The organism is Lachnotalea sp. AF33-28 (assembly GCF_003477885.1).
Lineage (GTDB): Bacteria > Bacillota > Clostridia > Lachnospirales > Lachnospiraceae > AF33-28.
This window is the reverse complement of sequence record NZ_QUEE01000005.1, coordinates 197,820-204,560: the sequence shown is the minus strand read 5'-3', so window position 1 is coordinate 204,560 and position 6,741 is coordinate 197,820. Positions and strand designations below refer to the sequence as shown.

Below are 6,741 nucleotides of genomic sequence, written 5' to 3'. Positions count from 1 at the left end.
AGAATAGAAGGAAATGAGGAAAAAGAAATACTATATCTTCGTAAGACATCCGAAAACGGGTACCATATATATGTCGCAGAACAAGCCCGATGTATTTTAACCAATAAAGGTCTTACTGTAGATGAGCCTGTATTAAAAAAAATCAAACCAAAAAGAATTTCGTATATTTTACCGGTGCTTTTAATAATGGTCGGATGTGTACCGTTTATTTGGTTAGCAATAACGAAGCTATAAACAAACTGGCAGGTCCTGATTAAGCCCCAAGCGGTCTGCTCGTTTTTATAAAAATAGATCCCGCTATTTATACTCATATAAAATTTCATAGTAACTGGTATAAAGAGGATACTCACAAACATCCGGATATGCTTCTAATAATGCATTGCCAAAATCAAAAACTATTTTTCCGTTATTAGGCTTATCCTTTATGATATCTATTACTATATCACATTCGCAGTATTCTAAAGGTGTTAAATCACCATAATAATAGGTCAGACCATATAAGGCTTCAGCTCCCACCATTTTTAATAGGGGGATTTTCAAGCGTCCTTTAAAATAATAATTATCCTCATTTTCGCCTACCGTAAGCTGATCACGATACTCATAAAAATACTGAAAAATATATAACAGATTTTCATAATTAAGCAGTGGCTTAAGTCCCAATTTGCTAAACAGCTCCTCAAAATCTTCACCAGCCTGCGGTTTTATTAATACATTGTTATCTTCTGATAAAATTTCAAAATTATAGTTATCCCCCTCAGAACTGCATTGAAACGTAAGCCGGCCTCTTGGTGCATGCATCCATAGCATATGGTAACTTCCACTTCCATTATAATTGTCTAATATCTTATTATAGCTTTGATCCATTGTGCTCTCATAAAATAGTGCCCATGGAATATCCGCTATTCCAGTATAGCTTACACTTGTAATGCTGCTTGTATCAAGAGATGTATATTTATCAGACATTACGTCGTCCATTAACAGTGTATATATTTTATCCCTATCTAATTGCATATTATAAGCATCTTCTTGTGAAGGAAATGATTCATTTAATGTAAAAAATTTTGATATTTGCGGTAAACCGGCGAGACATAGTATAAATAAAAATATTGCCAAAACAATTATAGTCTTTCTCATTTTATATCCTTACATTAAAAAATATCTGGTTGTTGTCTACTACTCTAGTTTAGATCAAGCAAGTCAATAATACAAGGCAGTAAAAAGGGGGAATTGCAGAAAGAACCAAAATATCTGCACTTACCCCCTATTAATTTAATTGTTACTTAACAAATTCTATGCTTTTCAGCATCTCATAAATTAGTTTCTTAAAAGCTTCCCATAGATTTTCAATTTCAGGTGCAACAGAAGGAACTAGTGAAGTTCCTGAAAGGTCTTTCGTTATCGCCCAAAATGCGCCTCCGGATAAGACATCAACAAATAGGGTTACAACAAATGCACCTACTACTTTTTCCCTATAAGTAATATGTGTAAGTTTATATGATGTCATAATTTCGTCAACTACCTGGTAAACCTCATAGCAAGGAGAGTTTTGAATATCTCTGTATAGTAATATAAATTCCAATGTAGTTTTTAACTCACTATTATCAGATTCACCTCCTTTATTTTCAGAAATTATTACAATAGACAGTGTAACCGTTATTCCTTCTTTAGTTTTAGTAAACGATAAGGCAAACAGACCATTTTCCATTGCTACTGCAACAGTATCGAGTTCATCAAGCGAAATCATTGGTGCACCTATTGTCAACGCTCCAATATGTATATCTTCTTTTGCTGACATTGAAATATTATGATCCGTAACAGTCATAAAAATATTGGTATCCGGAATACTCAGTTCATACGAATTGCTAACCTTCAGAGATAACCGTAAATAGCCCCAATCAAATAGTGGTATTTCTGTATCTAATGGTGGTTTCTTAAAGAACATTTGAGTTACTTTTAGTGATTCCAGTAAGACATATGTCCAATTGTAGGCAACACGCTCCAAACCACTCTCGTTAAGGATAATCTCGTTCCAATCTATCGGATACGCCTTTTGATTATATATTATGCTATTCTGATTAAGAATTTCAACATCAAATGTTCTAAGACTATTATTTTCATCTGTTAAAACAATAGCCCAGTGCTGATGGTAATCACAAAAATCAGGTCTATTATTTTCTGGAATCTCACTTATATCATACAAAAAAGAATGCATAGAATATTTATTTGAAGCAACAATGCATGCCGTTATATCTCCATATACACCAATGGAGTATCTATTTGATATACCACATTCATCAAAATATGATCTTATTCCCTCAAAATAATAGATTTCACCAGTTAACCCAATATGTTTAGGACTAAACAAATAAGAGAAATAAATCCTAGTTCCATCGGGTATCTGATAATAATCCAGCATTGTTTTTGCGACAATCCCATCCTGTCTTCCTTGTTCATATGTAAAATAGTCTACTTTATTAGCATAACTATTGAAAACCGGTATTAAACTAATACCAGATTGCAGAAGTCTCCTAAACGCTATTAGCTCAATGCCATAGGCACTGTTTCCCGCAATATTAACCGCTGCTGCAGTTTTTCCCGCATTTTTTATAGTATCTGTATCTGATATTCTTAAGGGGGCATAAATATAAATTGCATTGCCTTTTGCCAGATTAATCGGAAGACCAAATAAAGCATTCATTACTCTTTCATCAATCGCCCCATCAATCTTAAGTGTAATTCTGTTTTCATCTTTTATGTAAGTACTTATGCCATCTCTTACTGCTTTAAATTCCTCTTCATCAATACCCATAGTCTCATTTTCTGAAAAAGGACCATACCCTATTTCTATAGCAGCCATCATTTTGTACCAGGACTCATCATGAGACAACACACCATTATGAGCAGCACTATCAGCAATTAGCAATGATCGGGATTTTTTTAATATACCTAGTAGCCATCTAAGAGCAGTTTCACCAAAACCATACGCTCTTCCTAGATACCCATATGTAAATCCTCTTAGGTATACAGGTATGTCTTCTTCAATAACTCTACCATTACAAATAATTATATTCAAGGAAAATGGTAAAAGACATATTCTTTTTGTTCTATTCCAAATATGGCTATTTGATATATCCCATTCTCTTCCATAGTCAGCCTTTTCCCAAAAGTGCAGTATATTATCAGCATTCATCATTTCGAAAGTCTTATCATGATTGTCCAATAATTCGTACTCGTTTTCAGTAATATAGGCGTGATCATAGCAATCCTGTAGATAAGATTCTAAATATGTTTTGAGTAACCTTGTTATATCAAATGCGTAATTATTATGAAGATTATATAGTTTTACACCTTCAGTAAATAAATCACTTGTCAAATCATTGTGATCTGTAACCCAACACCATTCTACCAAATTAGCACCTGGTTCGAGACACCATTTATTATTTTTTAAGGTTAATGAAGAATCGGGTTTATAAATATTACGAATAAGAACAGAACCATTCATATTGCTTACCACACTCCATAACTGGTAATAATCAGAATATGCTCCTATTTCATCCAATACAATTTCTCCAGTTTTGGGATCATAGGATACCAATTTTGAATTCAGTTTTGATTTAATTCGGAATCCATATGGAGTATACAGAATATAAAATTGATAGGTAATTCCTACATCATTCAGTATATGTTCTGCTTTTAGTTCATCAGTGCCTGATTTCATATTGTAATTATTATCGCTTATATAAAATTCATTAATCGCACCTGGTATTGTATGGTATCCGATCATAACATCAACATAATAGTCCGCATATTTCCGATATTTCTGATATGTTGTAGTACTTGTGTCCACCTCTCCGGCTAAAGAGGTCGAAAATCCCATAGTCACCCAAGTTTCACTTCCAATTATGCCATCACTGATGAGATTCTGATCAGCCTGATACTTTTTAACCGCATCAACAGTACTTTCTCTGAATCTTCCATCTACCATAGGCAAAAAATACCCATTATACTTCAAATACGCCTGAAACAACTCCACCATACTGCCTTCCGCTCCCAGAGAATAGCTGGTTGTGCTTACGCTGCCGCTCCAGGATTTGCCCATCACATCCACAATCGCATCCGCTACCTTCCCGGCATAGTTTCCGCTGATGATTGCCGCGGGATTGGCGGGGAGGGGCAGTTCGATCAGAGATGCCTTGATTCCCTGTTCCTGGCACCATTTAGCGGAATAACCGCTTCCGTTCGCCAGAGACTTATTGTAGAAATTAAACTGATCAATGAAACTCTTTCCGATTTCCGCATCGCCGATGCTGTAACCCAGCCAGCCGTGTACATCCAGCGCAATGGTGACGGATGAACTGCTCTTTTTGGAAGTGATAAAGCTCTTGAGCAGATTTCCTTCCCTAACGGATGCGCGGTTCCAGTTTCTCGCGTCGCTGTAATATTTGAAGTTGTTGGTAGGGAACCAACGGTTGATATCCACACCGCTGTCCACCGCAGTACGTCCCGGGCCATTGTTCGTCCAACCGTTTAGCACGCCCTTCCGGTTCAGGCAGGGGATCACATAAACGGTCCAGCCGCTTAAATTATCCTTCTGGGAATACAGCCGGTCAAATACTCCGCAGCCGATCTGTGCCAGTTCCCAGCCGTCCGCTGCCCACGCATCCTCAAATCCATGCTCCGCGAAATATGCGATCAGAACATTGGGCCCGCCGCCAAACTGGTAATATTCCAGAGTCTCCGTGGAAACACCGTCGCTGTACTCCCGCTTTAGGGCAGCATTGCCGGGTGCAGGCACCGTTTTAAAGGAAGCAGACACATCTGTAAGGTTGCTGTTGGGAACATACCCCCTCTTAGAAGCTGTTTTTCCGGTGGAATATTCAATATAGGAATACTGGCTGGGGCCGTCCTCCTGCAGAACGATTACCCTTTCTCCGGCGCTTACAGTTCCCACCTTGGCATAGCTTCCCGGCCCGTACATAACATTTCCGTCATTTACTACTGCACACATCTTCAGTCTCGATCTGACTGTGGCGGGGATCTGTCCGGTATACGGCAGCAGCGTGATGCTGGTCTTGTCCACATATCCTCTCTTTCTGCCTGCCGAACTGTTGTATTCTATATAAGACCACTTTGTCTGATAGATGGTTTCTTTATCCTCGGCCAGCACAACAACAAATTCGCCCTGATAAACGCCTCCGGCTTTAAAATAAGTGGTATCGGTTCCCACGTATGCACCCGCTTTCGCGTCGCTGACATACGCCAATTTTCCCTGAACCGTTTCGGGATTCAGGCTGGATGTGGGAATGTATCCGCGCTTTGTTCCCTTGGAGGTGGCATATTCAATGTAGGTATATCCGTCCTTCGTATAGTTGAATACGGTTACACCCTCCGTAGGAGATACCGTTCCCACTTTCGCAAAGGAGGCGTCCGGCCCTGCTTTCACGTCAACAGCCTGGCTGCCGGCATTGACCTGCTGCATATGCCCTGCATAACTGTGCGTATCCGTACTGATGCCCGCATAATCCTTAATTACGGTCTTAGGTACGAAGCCTGCTTTCAGATTGCTCTTCGCCGGATACTGGATATAAAACCAATCACCTTCCTGCCATATGATCTTCACAGGGTCTCCCTGATCCACACTGCCCACCTTGGCATAGTTGCTGGTATCGGGACCGTGATATACATCGTAGTTCATGGCCGCCCGGTGATCAAAGCCGGTGGCATTTGAGAACGTTCCCGCCACATACCCTCTCTTTTTGCCGCCGGATGTATTATATTCGATAAAGCGGTAGCTGCCGTTTGTATCCCACTGGTCAATGAGGCTCACCAGTTCACCCGCGCCGATGGAACCTACGCTGGGGAAAGTCGTATTCGGCCCATAGTATGCCTTAGCCGAAGCCGTACCCGCGAAAGTGGCAATGGACTGGATTTTGCGCATAACATTTACGCCGGAAAAGGAAGTAATGGAAATGTAATGTCTGGGAACATATCCCCTCTTTCTGCCGGATGTGGTGTTATACTCGATCATCAGCCATTTATCCGCTGATATCGGTGTCTCATACTCCAGCACAGCCACCACTTCTCCGGCGTCCACGCTGCCCACCTTGGCATATCCGTCCAGATCGGGTCCATGGTACACATCACAGCTTTCCGCCACCACGCCGGTCCTTCCTGTATTAGAGCCGGAAGACAGGGACGATGTGAGGACAAATCCCCTCTTTGTTTTGGAAGATGTGCTGTACTCTACATAAGTATACGCATTATCTGTTTCGTCAAATCTGGTAAAACTCTCATTCGCGCTGATGCTGCCGACGGATGCGGATCCCCCTACGGGTTTATTGATTACTGTAAGCTTCGATGTGCAGCGGCATGCCCTTCCATTTGCCGAACGGGCAGGAAGCTTATTTACATCCGTAACGGAAACATTAACTGCACTGACAGGGATGTACCCTCTCTTGGCGTCAGCCGCTTCTCCTACATTAATCGCATATCCTGCATAAACATAATTGCTGTCAATCGGGTCTCTGCAAATCAGCACGACATCTGCGCCGGCATCGACTGATCCAACCGATGCATAAATACTGCTGCTAGGTCCGCAATACACGGTACTGCCTGTTTTCATTTTTGCATTAATCATAATCATTCTCTTCTTTCTGTGCGGTAAATCCGAACCTTTTGGGATGTGCACGGGCTTTGGCCAAATTTAATCCTCCGGAACCCATGCGTTTTCAGTGACATCTA

Annotated in this window: 3 protein-coding genes; 1 reads left to right on the top strand and 2 read right to left on the bottom strand. The window is 40.6% G+C overall.

Annotated elements, in window-relative coordinates:
* Positions 1-234: hypothetical protein (locus DWZ56_RS22975; protein ID WP_207666314.1), on the top strand; the 234-nt coding region annotated here is incomplete at its 5' end.
* 63 nt (positions 235-297) lie between these two features.
* Here DWZ56_RS22975 and DWZ56_RS22620 read toward each other — a convergent pair.
* Both DWZ56_RS22620 and DWZ56_RS09185 read right to left on the bottom strand, forming a co-directional pair.
* The gene (locus DWZ56_RS22620; protein ID WP_147369409.1) at positions 298-1,134 is read right to left on the bottom strand and encodes a hypothetical protein; all 837 of its coding nucleotides are present in this window, start codon (positions 1,132-1,134) and stop codon (positions 298-300) included.
* A gap of 142 nt (positions 1,135-1,276) precedes the next feature.
* Entirely contained in the window at positions 1,277-6,637 is a 5,361-nt protein-coding gene (locus DWZ56_RS09185) for a peptidoglycan-binding protein (RefSeq protein WP_158584514.1), read from the bottom strand.
* Positions 6,638-6,741: the final 104 nt, after the last annotated feature.